The 16,323-nt window shown below is 36.6% G+C and carries 13 protein-coding genes; 4 read left to right on the plus strand and 9 right to left on the minus strand.

Annotation, left to right across the window (positions count from 1 at the left end; genetic code table 11):
- Positions 1-74 precede the first annotated feature (74 nt).
- The 4 genes from priA to kbl all read left to right on the plus strand — a co-directional run bounded on the left by priA (position 75) and on the right by kbl (position 7,448).
- On the plus strand, positions 75-2,522 hold the full coding sequence (gene priA, locus H6W53_RS08610) for a primosomal protein N' (RefSeq protein ID WP_185206089.1): 2,448 nt from the start codon (positions 75-77) through the stop codon (positions 2,520-2,522).
- A gap of 159 nt (positions 2,523-2,681) precedes the next feature.
- Positions 2,682-4,154, plus strand: coding sequence for a D-alanyl-D-alanine carboxypeptidase/D-alanyl-D-alanine-endopeptidase (gene dacB, locus H6W53_RS08615; RefSeq protein ID WP_185206091.1), 1,473 nt, complete (start codon positions 2,682-2,684; stop codon positions 4,152-4,154).
- 87 nt (positions 4,155-4,241) lie between these two features.
- Positions 4,242-6,164, plus strand: coding sequence for a M1 family aminopeptidase (locus tag H6W53_RS08620; RefSeq protein WP_185206093.1), 1,923 nt, complete (start codon positions 4,242-4,244; stop codon positions 6,162-6,164).
- A gap of 87 nt (positions 6,165-6,251) precedes the next feature.
- Positions 6,252-7,448 (plus strand): glycine C-acetyltransferase, encoded by a 1,197-nt coding sequence (gene kbl / locus H6W53_RS08625; protein ID WP_185206096.1) that lies wholly within the window; start codon positions 6,252-6,254, stop codon positions 7,446-7,448.
- 532 nt (positions 7,449-7,980) lie between these two features.
- Here the strand turns inward: kbl and H6W53_RS08630 are convergent.
- From H6W53_RS08630 to H6W53_RS08670, 9 genes are all read right to left on the minus strand, one after another.
- On the minus strand, positions 7,981-8,895 hold the full coding sequence (locus tag H6W53_RS08630; RefSeq protein ID WP_185206098.1) for an AEC family transporter: 915 nt from the start codon (positions 8,893-8,895) through the stop codon (positions 7,981-7,983).
- Between the two features lie 173 nt (positions 8,896-9,068).
- On the minus strand, positions 9,069-9,692 hold the full coding sequence (locus H6W53_RS08635; RefSeq protein ID WP_185206100.1) for a hypothetical protein: 624 nt from the start codon (positions 9,690-9,692) through the stop codon (positions 9,069-9,071).
- Positions 9,693-9,697: 5 nt separating this feature from the next.
- The gene (locus H6W53_RS08640) at positions 9,698-12,181 is read right to left on the minus strand and encodes a beta-mannosidase (RefSeq protein ID WP_185206102.1); all 2,484 of its coding nucleotides are present in this window, start codon (positions 12,179-12,181) and stop codon (positions 9,698-9,700) included.
- A complete protein-coding gene (locus H6W53_RS08645; RefSeq protein ID WP_185206104.1) occupies positions 12,181-12,558 on the minus strand; it encodes a GxxExxY protein in 378 nt (125 codons plus the stop codon). Before H6W53_RS08645 ends, H6W53_RS08640 begins: the two co-directional genes overlap by 1 nt.
- Positions 12,559-12,761: 203 nt before the next feature.
- Positions 12,762-13,424: a copper homeostasis protein CutC gene (locus tag H6W53_RS08650; protein ID WP_185206113.1), complete on the minus strand. Its 663-nt coding sequence runs from the start codon at positions 13,422-13,424 to the stop codon at positions 12,762-12,764.
- A 17-nt stretch (positions 13,425-13,441) separates the two neighbouring features.
- Entirely contained in the window at positions 13,442-13,981 is a 540-nt protein-coding gene (locus tag H6W53_RS08655) for a hypothetical protein (RefSeq protein WP_185206116.1), read from the minus strand.
- Positions 13,982-13,989: 8 nt separating this feature from the next.
- Positions 13,990-14,985: an isoaspartyl peptidase/L-asparaginase family protein gene (locus H6W53_RS08660; protein ID WP_185206118.1), complete on the minus strand. Its 996-nt coding sequence runs from the start codon at positions 14,983-14,985 to the stop codon at positions 13,990-13,992.
- Positions 14,986-15,082: 97 nt separating this feature from the next.
- Positions 15,083-15,565 (minus strand): DUF6691 family protein, encoded by a 483-nt coding sequence (locus H6W53_RS08665; protein WP_185206121.1) that lies wholly within the window; start codon positions 15,563-15,565, stop codon positions 15,083-15,085.
- A 9-nt stretch (positions 15,566-15,574) separates the two neighbouring features.
- Positions 15,575-16,138, minus strand: coding sequence for a YeeE/YedE family protein (locus H6W53_RS08670; RefSeq protein WP_185206123.1), 564 nt, complete (start codon positions 16,136-16,138; stop codon positions 15,575-15,577).
- Positions 16,139-16,323 lie beyond the last annotated feature (185 nt).

The following is a 16,323-nucleotide window of genomic DNA, read 5'->3' on the forward strand; positions in this document are numbered from 1 at the left end:
CCATAAAAAACACACCATCAAAAAAATTGCAGTTCACAAAAGAAAAAATTAATTTTACACTTTAAATTTTTCCCTTGAATTACGCCCAGATTGTTTTACCGTTAAACCTAAAAGGATCTTTCACCTATAAAGTTCCCGAAGAACTGCAAACAGGAATTCAGACAGGAATGAGGGTTTTGGTTCCTTTTGGCGGCAAAAAAATCTATACGGGAATCGTTTTTGAACTTCACAACAATGCGCCGGAAACATTTGTAGCAAAAGAAGTTATCAGTCTTCTCGACGATCAGTCGATTGTTCCGCAGGAGCAGATTAACTTCTGGAACTGGCTTTCCGACTATTACTTGTGCGGTTTGGGAGAAATTTACCGTTTTGCATTTCCTTCGTCCCTGAAACTCGAAAGTGAAACATACCTTAAACTGAAGCCGAATGTAAAAGTTGACTTTGAAAACCTCGATGTCAACGAAATGTATCTCATTCAGGCTTTGGAAGTACGGCAGTTGATTAATTTGACTGATATTGAAGCATTTATTCCTAAAAAAGATATCATTAAAACCGTCAATTCTTTAATCGATTTGCAGTATATTGAAATCGACGAAAAAATTGCTGAAAAATACAGAGCTAAAGAAATTGCGTACGTAAAAATCAATGATGAGGTTTTACAGCGTCAAAACCTTACGGAAATACTTTTATCCTTAAAAAGAGCGCAAAAGCAGAAAGACCTTTTCCTTCATATTTTAGAAAAGCAGACCGAAAATCCTGATTTGCCCATCAAAAAATCAGAGCTTTTTGAAGACGGATATTTCGGAAGTTCGTATTTTAAGGCTTTGGCAGATAAAAATCTGGTCGAAGAATATTATATGCAGAAAGACCGTATCGAAAGTTATGAAGGTGAAATAGAAGAGATCGAAGAACTTTCAGAAGCCCAGAAAGAAGCGAAAAATGAAGTGGATGAAGCCTTTGAAGAAGGGAAAAATGTTCTGCTTCACGGGGTAACTTCTTCAGGAAAAACACATATTTATTTAGAGAAGATCGAAGAATGCATCAGCGAAGGAAAAAATGTACTGTTTTTACTTCCCGAAATTTCTTTAACCAAACAGATCACTCAACGATTAGAAAAAAAATACGGAAGACAACTTGGGTTTTACCATCAGAAACTTACAGATTTTGAACGGGTGGAAGTCTGGAGAAGAATCAGGCAGAATGATATTAAAGTTTTAATCGGAACACGTAATTCTCTGTTTTTACCTTTTCAGAATGTGGGATTGGTTATTGTGGATGAAGAACACGATTCTGCGTACCGTCCGAGAGAAGTTTCTCCTTATTTCAATGCAAAAGATGCGGCGTTGGTTTTTGGAAATTTTTATGGAGCAAAAGTCATTTTAGGTTCTGCGACACCTTCTGTGGAAAGCTATTACAACGCCAGAAAAGATAAAATGAAATATGTTTTTCTGGAAGAACGCTTTGGGAATGTCAATCTTCCTGAGTATGAACTCATTAATTTCAAAGAAGCTCAGGAGTCCAAAAAAGTATCCGGAAATTTTTCTTTGCAGTTGATTGACGAGATTAAAAAAGTTGTCGAAGAAAAAAATCAGACGATCGTTCTTCACAACCGTCGTGGTTATGCTAATGTTGTGGAATGCGAAACCTGCGGTTACGTAAATTACTGTTCCAACTGCGATGTGGTGATGACGTATCATAAAGCTGCCAACGAAATGAAATGCCATTACTGCGGACAGAGAGCCTCAAAACCCAAAGTTTGCCCAAAATGTCATTCCGAAAACCTGAACGAAAGAGGAGTAGGAGTAGAGCAGATCCATGAAGAAGTTTCCAAATTATTTCCCGATCAGGAAGTAGACAGAATGGATGTGGATTCCATGAGAAAGAAATTTGCCTACGAAAAATTATACGAAAAAATTGAAGATCGGGAGACCGATATCGTTGTCGGGACACAGATGATCTCAAAAGGTCTGGATTTTGATCACATCGAGCTGGTTGCCATTCCGAAAGCCGATTCCTTGCTATATGTTCAGGATTTCAGAGCAGAAGAAAGAGCTTATCAACTCATTACTCAGGTTTCCGGAAGAGCGGGAAGAGTTTCCGGAAAAGGAAAAGTTTTAATACAGACTTTTAATCCAGATCATTCTGTTTTTCAGTTAATTAAAATGAATAGCCCGGCGAAAATCTACAAGTATATTTTAACGGAACGCCAGAAATTTCATTATCCGCCTTTTACAAAGCTTATTATGATAGAACTGAAGCACAGGAGAGAGGATAAAGCCAACCGCGCTTCTCAGTTTTTAGGATCCATCCTTAGAAAATATCTTCCCGAAGATTGTGTTTTGGGTCCGGAAAAAGCTCAGATTGCGCGACTTAACAATCTCTATCAGTTCCAGATCATGCTGAAACTTCCTAAAGGGAAAAAGTATGAAGAGTATAAAAAAAGGGTTTTAGCAAGTCTGAAAGAATTTGATGAAATTACAGCGTACCATAGCATCAGAAAAGACGTTTTTGTAGATTTTTAACAATTTTTAACAAACTTTATACTCTTTTTATAATAGTCTACTGAACTGCCATACAACAATATTTTCTACATTTGATCGTTGATTATATGTTTGGTGTTTTACTTTTCAATTTAACCCGTTGATTTTTAAACCATCCAAACTATAGCAAAAGAAAAATAGATGGTAAATTTCAGAAAGTATATTTCAGGTGTTGCGGTGCTGGCTTCAGGATTTTTTCTTGCACAGTCTACCGTTTCTACAGTTCTGTATTCTCCGGCTTACGACAATCAGAAGAGCAGTTTAAACTTACCTTCTCCCATCACTTCCATAGTGGAAAAAACTATTTTGTCGCCGAAAGAACTTGTAGACATTAATGTAAACACTATGATGACCGATCCTGTGCTGAAAAATGCAACTTGGGGATTCGTAGTGTACGACCCGAAAACGAAGAAAGTAATTTCTTCGTATAACGAAAATACTCCTTTGGTTCCAGCTTCCACAACGAAATTATTAACTACCGAAACAGCAATGAATATGCTGGGCGAAAGTTATCGTTGGAATACTCAGCTCGAATATTCAGGAACAGTGGACGAAAACGGAGTGTTAAACGGAAATCTTTACATCGTCGGAAGCGGAGATCCTTCTTTAGGAACCAATAAAGGCGGAGCTTGGGCTTACAGAGACATTATTACAGATTTCAAAGAAGGACTTTCTCGTGAGGGAATCAAAAAGGTAAATGGGGATATTATTATCCAGACAGCGCTTTTCAAAGGCAATATTTCGAAGCTTCCGGAAAATGTTGTGTGGTTGGAAAACAATAATTACTATTTGCCGGTTGGTACAACCAAAGAGATCAATCCTGCCAATGAAAAACTGATCGTAAAGAAAGGAAACAACTTTTCAACCGATAAGAAGTTTTTCTACGTTTCTCCTTATAACAATCAGATGGTTTACGCAGATAAATATGAAGGTGACGGAATTTTAACGACAAAATTACCCGATGCTCCGGCTTATCTTGCCAATTCTTTCAGAACTACTCTGGTAAAAAGCGGAATTCCGGTAACAGGGAAAGTGACTCCGAAAATGACGGATGCGAATCCTGAAGCCAGAAAATTAATTTCCGTTTACAAATCTCCTACTTTAGCGGACATTATTTATTATACCAATCAGCACAGCGATAATGGTCTTGCTGAAGCATTGTTAAAAACGGTTGGTTTTCAGAGTCTTGGAGACCAGACAACAGAATCCGGAAGAAAAGTAGTAACGGAACATCTTAAAAATGAAGGTTTCGATATGCTAGGTTTAAATTATATCGACGGAAGCGGACTTTCGAGAAGCAATAACGTAACGCCGATTGCTCAGGCAAAATTCTTAACCTCTTTAATGGACGAAAAATATTACAAAACATATTTAAATTCATTGCCGATTGGAGGACAGTCCGGAACGTTGAAAAGAATGTTCAACGGTCTTGGAAACGGACAGGTTTTTGCAAAAACAGGAACGCTGAATAAAGTAAAAACATTAGCAGGATACATGAAAACGAATACAGGAAAAACGCTGGTTTTCTCTTTAATGGTGAACAACTACGCAGGATCTGTAGACATGGTAAAGAAAAGAATGGAAAAAATTCTTGAACCTGCTTTAGATTTGTAGAATTATTAAAATTTAACGGATATTAAAACCTTTTAATCACTGATTGAAAGGTTTTTTTATATCTTTGATATATTTTTTAAATTGAATATGAAAAAGTTTTACTTTTTAGTTTTGGGTATGCTTACTTTTCAGCAAATAAGTGCTCAAAACGATAATGTCGAAAGAAAAGCGATGATGGCGAAAGAAATGAAATCTTTCGCTCACAAAATGGCAGTCGGAAACGTCAACCCGAATACCCTGAATTACGATCTCCAGTATCAGAGGCTGGATCTTACCATTAATCCGGCGGTGTATAATGTTTCGGGTTCCGTCACTTCTCATTTTAAACCGAATCAGAGTGTAAGCTCTATTTATTTTGATCTGGATAATCAGATGACGGTTTCGGGAGTACAGTATCACGGAACGCCGCTTACTTTTCAGCAGTTGTCTACCAAAGAACTGAAAATCAATTTCCAGTCTGCTCTTGCAGCAAATGTGCTGGATTCTTTAACAGTTACGTATTCAGGAGCGCCTTCAACAACCAACAACGCTTTTTTTAACGGAACACAAGGCGGAACTGCGGTTTTATCTACTTTAAATGAACCTTACGGAGCACAGGACTGGTTTCCTACAAAACAGAGTCTGAATGATAAAATTGAAAGAGTAGATATAAAAGTGACGACTCCTTCACAATACAGTGTCGCTTCCAACGGAAAGCCCATGTCTGAAACCATTTTAGGAAATGGTCAGAAATTGACGTTCTGGAGAACGCAGTATCCGACTGCAGCTTATCTGATCGCTCTTTCCATCACCAACTTCGTAAAATTAACGGATACAATGGGAAATCCTCCTTTTCCGTTCATTAATTATATTTTTCCGGCAACTTCCACGAATACAACAAGTATGAATAACATCAACTGGACAAAAACGGTGATGAATACTTTTGAAACCTACTTCGGACCTTATCCTTTCAGAAATGAAAAATACGGACACATGGAATTTCAGGCGGGTGGCGGAATGGAACATCAAACCATGTCTTCCATGGCGGGATGGAGCAGAAGTCTCATTGCCCATGAGTTAGCTCACCAGTGGTTTGGCGACAAAGTAACCTGCGGTGCGTGGAACGACATCTGGCTTAATGAAGGTTTTGCCACGTTTGGAGAACATGTGGCGAATGAAAAATTGCTGATGACGAGCACAGACTTTTTAAATTATCTGCTGACTCAGAAAAACTTTGTTACAGGTTCGCCAACAGGAAGTGTATATGTTGCTGATGCCAATCTTACCAGTGTAGGAACTATTTTCAGCAGCAGACTGTCTTATTCAAAAGGAGCTTATGTACTGAGAATGCTGAAATGGATTTTGGGAGATGCTGTATTTTATCAGGCAATTCAGGAATACCATTCCAGACCTAATTTGGCTTATAACTATGTAAGAACTCAGGATCTGAATGCGTCTTTATTAACGTCTACCGGAAAGGATTTTACAGAATTCTTCAACGACTGGATTTACGGACAGGGGTATCCTACGTATGACATCCGTTGGAAGCAGGTAGGAAATACCGTTACTTTCAGAGCATCTCAAACCCAAAGCAGTTCAACGGTAAGTTTCTTCGAAATGCCTTTACCGATCAAAGTAAACGGAACAGGAGGACAGGTTGCTTATTTTGCGTTGAATAATACGTCCAACAACCAATATTTTACGCAGTCGGTAACATTTCCGGTGGCAAGTGTAGAATTTAATTATGAATATCAGATTCTGGACAGAAATTCTACGGTAACTCAGGATAACACATTGGGAACTGCAGATTTAGTTAAAGAAGAATTTGCTTTATATCCGAATCCGGCTAAAAATGAACTGAACTTAAAAGGCATTACAAAACCTACAGATTTCACTATTTACTTCACAGACGGTAAATTGGTAAGACAGGGAACGTATCAGCCTGAGAAATCAATCAATATTTCAGAACTGGTTCCGGGAATGTATATTTTTAAAATTAACGATAAGAACGTGAAGTTTTTAAAGAAGTAAAAATATAAGGCAATAAATAACAAAGCTGTTTCATCATGATGAAACAGCTTTTTTTATTAAATTAGCGCATCCTAAAAATTATTAGAAATGATCTCTAAAAAGTATCTTGAAAATTTACAGAACGAACTTCAGAATATTGAAAATGACGGACTTTACAAAAGAGAAAGAATCATCACTTCTCAGCAAAGTGCGGAAATAGAAGCCAACGGAAAAAAGCTGCTGAACTTCTGTGCGAACAATTATCTGGGATTATCCAACCATCCGGAAGTGATGAAAGCTTCACAGGAAATGATAGAATCTCACGGTTACGGAATGTCTTCGGTTCGTTTTATCTGCGGAACTCAGGATATCCATAAACAACTGGAGCAGAAAATTGCAGACTTTTTAGGTCTTGAAGATACCATTTTGTATGCTGCCTGTTTTGATGCGAACGGTGGAGTTTTTGAACCTTTATTTACAGAAGAGGACGCGATTATTTCAGATGAACTGAACCACGCTTCCATTATCGATGGTGTTCGTCTGTGTAAAGCAGCGAGATACCGTTACAAAAACAACAATATGGAAGATCTGGAAGCTCAGTTAATTGCAGCTTCCGAAAAAAATCACCGTTTTAAAATCATTGTTACAGACGGCGTTTTCTCAATGGACGGAATTGTTGCAGATCTGAAAGGAGTTTGTGATCTTGCCGATAAATACGATGCTTTGGTAATGGTAGATGATTCTCATGCAACAGGTTTCATTGGGAAAACAGGTCGCGGAACGCACGAAGCCAACGAAGTGATGGGTAGAGTAGACATCATTACTTCCACGCTTGGAAAAGCTTTAGGCGGTGCTTTAGGCGGATTTACTTCCGGTAAAAAAGAAATCATTGATATGCTGAGACAGCGTTCAAGACCGTATTTGTTTTCAAATTCATTGGCTCCGGGAATCGTGGGAGCAGCTTTGAAGGTTTTGGACATGATTTCTGAGGATACTTCTCTTCGCGATAAAGTAATGGAAAATGCAGAATATTTCAGAGCGGAAATGAAATCTAAAGGTTTCGATATTCCGGATGGTGATGCTGCGATTGTTCCTGTAATGCTTTATGATGCGCCTTTGGCTCAGAAAATGGCTGAAAAGTTAATGGACGAAGGAATTTATGTCATCGGATTTTTCTATCCTGTGGTTCCGAAAGGAAAAGCGAGAATCAGAGTTCAGCTTTCAGCAGCACATACAAAAGAACATCTTGATAAAGCGATTGCTGCGTTTGAAAAAGTTGGAAAAGAATTAGGCGTAATTTCTTAAAAGTAGGCATAATACTGAAAAATACAGTTGGCAAAAACAAATTTCAGTTTTTGCCAACTTAAATTTTAACTTTTTCTATATACTTCTACATAGAAAACTCCTTGCGTTTAAGAAGACTTATCCCGATCAGGTCAAATAAACATCATTTTTTTCGTTTTGAAAGACTCTAAACCATACAAATTTTTTAAAATTTATCTGTTCAATTGGAGATTATTTTCGTCGTGTTGTTCGTTGATATGAGTTTTATTTAGCCCGGATTGCAACGACATCCTTTTGGGTTGCGGGCGAAGCATAACCGGAGGTTTACGAACGTAGTTCAGGAGCCCGTAAACTAAAAGATACAGTGGAAAGCCGGAAAAAGCTCCAAAAAAATGTTGAGGGTTTGAGCGTTTAAGAGTTTAAGAAAGTTAAGCTTTAGTTCAATGTAAAGATTTCTAATCAAAATTGATTTTAACCGAAATTCAGCATATGTTTTGGCTAAATTGCTACTTATTTTTTTGTACAGTTTTTACATTAAAAACAATAGTTGCCATTATCCACCAAAGAAGTAATCGATAATGTAAAACCAGACTGCGGAAGTAAAAAAAGCCGCAATAATACTGAAGCCGATCGTTAAATTGGTAAGTTTTGTATTTAATCGATACTGCTCCGCAATAATGCTTGAGGTAACGACTGTAGGCATTGCCGATTCGAAGATGGTAATTCTGGCAATATTTCCTTTTATTCCGAGTAAAAGTGCTAATCCGAGCGTTATTGCCGGAGCCAGAATAAGTTTGTAAAACATGGAAACTGACATTTGGGGAATCAGTTTTTTCCAGCCATTGAATTTCAGTTGTAATCCGACTGAAAATAAAGCTAAAGGACTAACTGTAGCTGCTAATTTATCGAAAAAAGGTTCTGCGGAAGTGAAATCTACGAACTGAGACAAAGCTAATGCAGCAATACAACCAATCAATGGCGGAAATGTAACGAGACGTTTCAGAATAAATGCTGCGCTGATCTTTCCGGATTTGCTTCCGCCTTTTAAAGCCGCAATAATTCCTAATGTTGAAAGTGCAAAAAACATGGTCTGATCGCAAATAATGGCAATACTCAATAAACTTTCTCCGTAAAAAGCCGAAATGAGCGGAAAACCGATAAACGAAGTATTGCTGTAGCCGCTTACGAGTTCCAGAGTACTTCGGGAACGCCGTGAATAGCCTTTGCTTCTGCTGTAAAACATCATAAAGAAAAAGCAGAAAACTGCCGTAAGAAAAGTCGCCAACACCGGAAACAGCATTTCTGCCGACCAGTGAACTTTCGGTAAATATTTGAATGAAACAGCCGGAAGTGCAAGATAAAGAATCCATGTGTTGATTCCTTTATGCGCGTCGGGATGGATGGATTTTGTTGCCTTGAAAACCATTCCCGCGATAATGCACACTGCAATCAGAACAAAATTTACCATAGTTTTGAATTATTGTGCAAATTTACGGTTGATAATGATTAATAATCGTTTCGAAATAATTTTTTATTATCCGTTATTGATCATAATGCTTAATTTTCACGCAAAGATCGCTAAGATTCTTTTATATACCAACTGTTTTTAAGTTCGCAAAGGCGTTTCACTCAGCAAAGAACTCAAAGGTTTTTCAATGATGACAAATTACGGACAATCATAATTTTTTTTGAAATAAAAGGTAAAAATTTCAAAAATAAAAAGAAGGGTATAATAATAACCATTGTAGGCAAACTCAGAAGTTTTAAAATGAAATTTTGTTCTATTATTTTTTGTTTTTTACCCGACAGTTTCCAGATTGATGGATAAAAAGTGCCTAAATTTTCAAATTTAGCTTTTTGGGTGAAGAAAAATTTATTTGGATTTTTTGTTTCGTCATATTTCCTGTCATATACCACAAATTTCTTATTGTAATTATCATGAGAATAAATAGTAAAACTTCTGGTAATATTAGATTTCACAATAATTTTGTCCATTTTATCAATGCCTATCCTGAAAGATTTTCCATAATTATTGACTTTTATAGATTGTATAAATTTGCCTTCGCGATCAAACTTTTGAATTACAGAATAAAAACTATCTCCAATGTATACGTTTTCATGACTATCCACCACAAAACCGTTAAAATCACTTAATGGCAATTCTGTATTAATCTTAAAGTTTGTCTGTGTGACACATATTCTGGAAAGTAAAACAGTACAGAATACTAAAAACAACAAATCAGAAAACTTTTTTATCAATTTCATAAAAATCAATTCATCGTATCAAATAAGCTCATTACCTCTATTTTCTCCAATGGTTTTGAAAGGGTAATTCTTTTGGATGTTTTTGGAAGCAAATCGAAAAAATTATCGCTGAAATGGGTATCTCCCATCAGATAAACGTCTTTTGCCAAAACATCTGTTGAAATTTCAATTTCAGTGGCAGATATTTTCCTGATTTTAAGGGCAGGTTTTGTTAATTTTAAATCTTTTGGCTTTGCGAAGAAATAGTTACTTTCGGCAATTACCTTTCCGTTGGTATCTTTTAAAGTCAATTTTAAAAACACTTCATTTTTATAGGAATCAGGAATCAGATTTTGAATTTCGATCGGATCGAATTGTACTATTTCTTCGAGTGTTTTTCTATTGGGAGCTGTTGTTATTTCATCTAAAACTTTCCCTTGAAAATTAATGACCTCTATTTCCACAAAAACATCATCAAATTTTCGTGTCTGATCATTAATGGCATAAAAAGTAAGTATTCCCTCCTTTTCTTCTACTAAAATCACCTGATTTTCAAAGCTCCTTTTCACCTGATAATGCAGCACTTTCCAGTTTCCTAAATAATCTATGGAAGACCATGAAACGACAGGCCAACAATCGTTGAGTTGCCAGTATAAAGTTCCCATATTGTAAGGTTTAGCTCTGCGGTGCGCTTCAATGGCAATCTGCATTCCGCGAGCCTGAAGTAACTGCGAAACATAATTGTATTTCACAAAATCTGTCGGAACGATATAGTCCCGCTTCATGTAATTTTCAATAATTTCCCAGCCTCTGGAATGCTTTTCATGAGCTTTTATGGTTCCATTTTGTAAGCTTAAATCAGGATTTCCTGAAAACATGGATTTTGTGGTTTCCAACGTCGGCATTCCCTGAAAACCATATTCCGAAGCAAAACGCGGAACTTTTTCATTGTAAATTTCAAACGGCTGTTCTCCCCACCAAACGCCCCAATAATGAGAATCGCCTTCCGTAAGGCTTTCTTTATGTCCCCATCCGATGGACGGTGAGCTTTCCCAATAGATTTGCTTATCACTTGTTGCATATTTTTTAACAGCGTTCGGAATTACTTCATGAAAAATTTTCTTGTAATCCTTCCAAACCTGTAAAGAATCTTCTTTTGAATATTTGAATTGTTTCTGATACCCCCAATTGACGATCGCTTCATCGATTTCGTTATTTCCGCACCACAAAGCCAATGACGGATGATTTTGAAGCCTTTCAATCTGATCTTTTACTTCCAATTCTACATTTTTCTGAAAGTTTTCATCAGCCGGATAAAAACTTCCTGCAAACATAAAATCCTGCCAAACCAAAATTCCGTTTTCGTCGCAGACTTTGTAGAATTCATCATCTTCGTAAATTCCGCCTCCCCAAACGCGGATCATATTCATATTTGCATCCTTGCAATCTTTAATCAAGTGCTGATATTTTTCTTTGGTCATTCTCGTAGAAAAACTGTCGCCCGGAATCCAGTTGGTTCCTTTCGCATACATTGGTTTTCCGTTCACCTTGAAATAAAACGATTTTCCTTTTGCATCTTTTTCCTGAATTAATTCAACTGTTCTCAGTCCGATTTTTTCAGATTTTTCAGCAATCATTTTTGAATCTTTTTGCAAAGAAACTTTAATATCGTATAAGTTCGGATTCCCCCAACCGTTAGGTTGCCATAATTTCGGATTTTGAATCTGATAAGGAATTGAAATTAAATTCAATCCGGATTTTAAAGAAATATTTTGAGATTTTCCGTTAATTGAAAAACTGTATTTCCCTTCTTCTGTAGCGAAAATTTCAGCATGAATATTTAAATCTGCTTTTTGCTTTGTTAAAATTTTTTGTTCGATTTTTATATGATCAAACCTAGCAATGTTCCAAAAATTCAATTTAACGTCTTTCCAGATTCCTGCCGTCACTAATCTTGGTCCCCAATCCCAACCGAACTGATATTGCGCTTTTCTCACAAAACTTCTCGGAGATTCCGGCATGGTGAAAGGAACTTTTTGGGCTAATTCTCTTCCGAAATTTACCGCAGATCTGAATTTTACCTGTAAAATATTTTTGCCGTTCTTTAAACTTTGTCTAACCGGAATTGTCCATTTTCTGAACATATTATCTGTCGATTGAATCAATTTCCCATTTAAATAAATTTCAGAAAACGTGTCCAACCCATTAAAAATCAATTCAATATTTTGATTTTCTAAATCCTTTGAAGAAATGTTAAATGAAGTCTGATAATCCCAGTTTTCATTTTCTATCCATTGTACTTTTTTTTCGTTTTCATCTTTATACGGATCGGGAATGATCTTGTTATTGATCAAATCCAAATGAACAGTTCCCGGAACAGAAGCAGCCAACCAATTATTCTCTCTGGAATTTTTGAATTTCCATTTTTCAGAGGATAAATTACGCTCTGAAGTTTGTGCATTGGTGAAGATTTGTATGAAAAGGAAAGTAAAAAGTAAAATTTTGTTCATTATAATTTATTTACAATTCTATGAATTCCATCTTTAATAAGTGGTGTATTGAAGTTAATAAGAAGCCCAAGTTTTATGTTTGCTAATTTTAAATAAGTTAATAACTGGGCATTAAAAACAGGATGCATTTCCAGTACAGATTTTACTTCAACGATTACTTTGTCTTCGATAAGCAAATCAATTTTGTAAGCATTTTCAATATTCATTTCTTTATCTTGTAAGGGCAGATAAATTTGCCGTTTTACATTGAATCCTGATTTTTTCAATTCATATGCTAAAGCTAATTCGTAGGTACTCTCTAATAAACCCACTCCAAGATTTTTGTGTACTTCGATTGCTGATCCTATTATTTTATAGGATAATTCATTTTCTACCATTTATTATTGTGTTTTTGTTTTTTACGCAAAGATTTAATTTTAGTAATTATTAAATTTTAAGTGGGCAAAGAAGAATCAATTAAAAATTGATTTTATGAAGCTAAGGTTCTAGCCATTCAGCTTAATCAGCGACTTTGTCGCAATACTTTGCTCCCTTAAGTAAATATACAGTTAAATAAATCTTTGCGTTAAAATTCATTTTATTATTTATTCTTCAAAGCAATAATCTCTTCAGCATTCGCAAAAGCTCCACCGTCCGTAATTGCTGAAGAATGAAAATATCCTGCTTTTGTAAACTCCCGTATTTCCTGAATATTGGACGAGCGAAGTCCGCCACCGACAAGAATTTCTATTCTGCCATTGGATAACGCTACTAATTTTTTAAGATTTTCCTTTCCTTCCGAAACATTGGGTTTCTGTCCGGAAGTAAGAATGGTTGTAAAGCCGCATTCAATAACTTTTTCCAAAGAGTTTTCCAAATCTTTTGCACGGTCGAAAGCACGATGAAAAGTACATGGATAAGGTTTTGCCAGTTCGACCAAAATTTTATTCTGTTCACTATTCACCTCATCATTTTCATCCAGAATTCCGAATACGAAACCGTCTACGTTTAAAGATTTTAACTGAATCAGATCTGATTTCATCTGCTCAAATTCTACATCGGTGTAGGTGAAATCTCCGCCACGCGGACGAACCATCACAAAGATTGAAATATTGATTTTTTCTCTAAGCTCTTGTACGGTTTCAAAATCCGGCGTGGTTCCGCCTTCGCTTAATCCGTCACACAATTCTATTCGGTCTGCACCGTTTTCAAAAGCGATTAATGCAGATTCCGGATTGAAGCACGCTATTTCTATTTTTGACATTTTTCTTATGTTTTAATTTATTCTTTTTCAAGAACATCTGCAATCATAAATTTGTTATCCTTCTTCACAACTCCTATTTTACGGCTAAAAATAGACTTTGCTCCTTCATCCGTTAATTCGACATCAAAAACAAATGCATCATTTCCTGCAATTGCGTCTAATTCGCACTTTCTCACTTCAATATTAATCCAGTCCTGAGCAGAAATAAGAAATCCAGTATTTATTCCGGCATATTTTGTATTGTACTTCCTTCCCCATTTCTGTTGAAATTGTTTTAGAGTAAGGCTTCCATCCACATCCAGATCAACATTGGTTGCATCGGTTTTATATTGATAGTAATCCTTTGTGGTAATATCCTGCATAATTTTTTGCTGATCTGAAATATCCGCTTTGAAATAAGCAATAATATTTTTCTTTAGCCACTCTTTTGCAGCTTCTGCTTCAGAGTTATTGCTGACTTCTGGGTTTTCTTTTACAAAATTAAGATCATTTGTTTTTTTAACATCTTTACAGGCAACAGTTAAAAACAAAGAGACTATAATTATATTTTTTATCATCTGAAATTTTATTTTAATGCAAAACCGGGGGTTTCCAGACGGTTTCCTTTCTGGTCGTACACCGCAAAACTAAATCCATCCTGAATACAATAGGAGCCGTATTCTCCTTTTTTATTAAGGGCAATAAAACCCACCTGAATATCCTTCAGATTTTTATTTCTACGCTGTGTAATTTTTACTATTCTTTCAACCGCTTCTTTACAAGCTTGTTGCGGCGTTCTTCCATGTCTCATTAATTCTACCACCAAATGCGTTCCTACGGTTCGGATTACTTCTTCACCATGACCGGTTGCCGTTGCTGCACCCACCTCGTTATCAACAAACAAACCCGCTCCGATAATCGGTGAATCTCCCACTCTTCCGTGCATTTTGAAAGCCATTCCGCTTGTTGTACAGGCTCCGGAAAGATTTCCGTTCGCATCCAGAGCGATCATTCCGATTGTATCGTGATTTTCAATATTGACGATCGGTTGATATTTACTGTCTTTCAGCCATTCTTTCCACTCTTTTTCGGATTCGGGAGTGAGAATATTTTCTTTTTTGAATCCCTGCGAAACGGCAAACTGCAAGGCTCCGTCTCCAACCAGCATCACGTGAGGCGTTTTTTCCATTACCGCCCTCGCTACAGAAATCGGATTTTTAATATTCTCAAGACAGGCAACAGAACCGATATTGTAATTTTCGTCCATAATACAGGCATCCAAAGTCACTCTTCCGTCTCTGTCGGGACGACCGCCATAACCAACACTTCTCTCTTCCGGATCATTTTCCACGAGGCGTACTCCTTTTTCCACCGCATCCAAAGCTCTTCCTCCTTTTCCGAGAATCTTCCAGGCTTCTTCATTGGCTTTTAAACCGAAATTCCATGTGGAAAGAACGATCGGTTTATTAATGACTGTATTGTTGTTTTCAGGTTGATTTTTAGCTAATAAGTCTAATGGATTTACCGCTAAAGCCAGTGAAGCGACGGCAGATTTTTTCAGAAACTTTCTTCTACTTTGCATACTCAGATTTATTTGGCTCCAAATTAAGGATTTTTCGCATGAAGATGAAATAAAAAAAGCGGTAGATTTTCTACCGCTCAAATGATTTTACTGAAAATTAATGAGGTAATTTTTCCCTGAAATATCCATACACCCAAGTTCCGAAAATGGCACTCAGCAAAGTAATGATTACGGCAAAAGCTCCGGTTCCGATCTGTGCGAAAAGCGGTCCGGGACAGGCTCCTGTAATCGCCCAGCCAAATCCAAAGATCAGTCCGCCGTAAATTTGACCTTTATTAAATTTCTTCGGAGCAATAGAAATTTTTTCGCCATAAATGGTTTTGATATTAAATTTTTTAATGATCAATACGGAAATCATTCCTGTTAAAATAGCGCTTCCGATAACGCCGTACATATGGAAAGACTGCAACCGGAACATTTCCTGAATCCTGAACCAGCTGATAATTTCTGCCTTTACAAAGATGATCCCGAACAATATTCCTACCATCATATATTTTAAATTGTGGTACCATTTGTGATGAAGCTGACTTTCGTTGGTACAAATACTGTCCTGATGTCTTCTATCTTTTTCCTGTTTCATTTTTAAATTTTAAAGTGAAAGAATTATTGGCAGAATAACATTTGCCATTAGAAAACCTCCTGCCATAAAGCAGATTGTTGCAATCAAGGAAGCGCCCTGAAGGTTGGAAAGTCCCATGATGGCGTGTCCGCTTGTACATCCTCCCGCGTAACGCGTCCCGAAACCTACCAAAAAGCCACCGACCACCATCATAATAAATCCTCTTACTGTAAAAAGACTGGTAAAATTCATGAGTTGTGTAGGAACGAGATTGCTGTAATCCGTAATTCCGTAGGTTGCTAATTCTGTTTTGAGATTATGGTTAACGGTAATTTCTTCTGGGTTCATTAAAAATTGGGCGGCAATCATTCCGCCTAAAAAAATTCCGAAAACGAAGAATAAATTCCAGAGTTCTTTTTTCCAGTCGTATTTAAAGAAGCCGATATTCGCAGGAATACAGGCTGCACAGATATGTCTGAGTGATGAGCTGATCCCGAAAGATTTATTTCCCAAAATCAGCAAAGCAGGAACAGTAAGCCCGATTAATGGCCCTGCAACGTACCACGGCCAAGGTTCTTTTATGATTTCTAACATTAAGTATTTGTATTAAAACTGTTTTATATTCTGATTAATGATTTTAACGTGAGTTTGATGTAAAGATTGCAAATAAAATCGACTTCAGCAGAAATTGACCTATTTTTGGATTTAAACGCCAAGAACGCTAAGTTTTCTTTTTAAAATAACTCTGTTGATTTTTATTCTGCCTGATTTTGGATCTT

It is taken from the genome of Chryseobacterium sp. C3 (assembly GCF_014218905.1).
Classification (GTDB): domain Bacteria; phylum Bacteroidota; class Bacteroidia; order Flavobacteriales; family Weeksellaceae; genus Chryseobacterium; species Chryseobacterium mucoviscidosis.

Coding starts and splice junctions, on each gene's coding strand:
- dacB (WP_185206091.1), top strand. CDS start 2,682: ATGGTAAATTTCAGAAAGTATATTTCAGGTGTTGCGGTGCTGGCTTCA.
- H6W53_RS08620 (WP_185206093.1), top strand. CDS start 4,242: ATGAAAAAGTTTTACTTTTTAGTTTTGGGTATGCTTACTTTTCAGCAA.
- kbl (WP_185206096.1), top strand. CDS start 6,252: ATGATCTCTAAAAAGTATCTTGAAAATTTACAGAACGAACTTCAGAAT.
- H6W53_RS08630 (WP_185206098.1), bottom strand. CDS start 8,895: ATGGTAAATTTTGTTCTGATTGCAGTGTGCATTATCGCGGGAATGGTT.
- H6W53_RS08635 (WP_185206100.1), bottom strand. CDS start 9,692: ATGAAATTGATAAAAAAGTTTTCTGATTTGTTGTTTTTAGTATTCTGT.
- H6W53_RS08640 (WP_185206102.1), bottom strand. CDS start 12,181: ATGAACAAAATTTTACTTTTTACTTTCCTTTTCATACAAATCTTCACC.
- H6W53_RS08645 (WP_185206104.1), bottom strand. CDS start 12,558: ATGGTAGAAAATGAATTATCCTATAAAATAATAGGATCAGCAATCGAA.
- H6W53_RS08650 (WP_185206113.1), bottom strand. CDS start 13,424: ATGTCAAAAATAGAAATAGCGTGCTTCAATCCGGAATCTGCATTAATC.
- H6W53_RS08655 (WP_185206116.1), bottom strand. CDS start 13,981: ATGATAAAAAATATAATTATAGTCTCTTTGTTTTTAACTGTTGCCTGT.
- H6W53_RS08660 (WP_185206118.1), bottom strand. CDS start 14,985: ATGCAAAGTAGAAGAAAGTTTCTGAAAAAATCTGCCGTCGCTTCACTG.
- H6W53_RS08665 (WP_185206121.1), bottom strand. CDS start 15,565: ATGAAACAGGAAAAAGATAGAAGACATCAGGACAGTATTTGTACCAAC.
- H6W53_RS08670 (WP_185206123.1), bottom strand. CDS start 16,138: ATGTTAGAAATCATAAAAGAACCTTGGCCGTGGTACGTTGCAGGGCCA.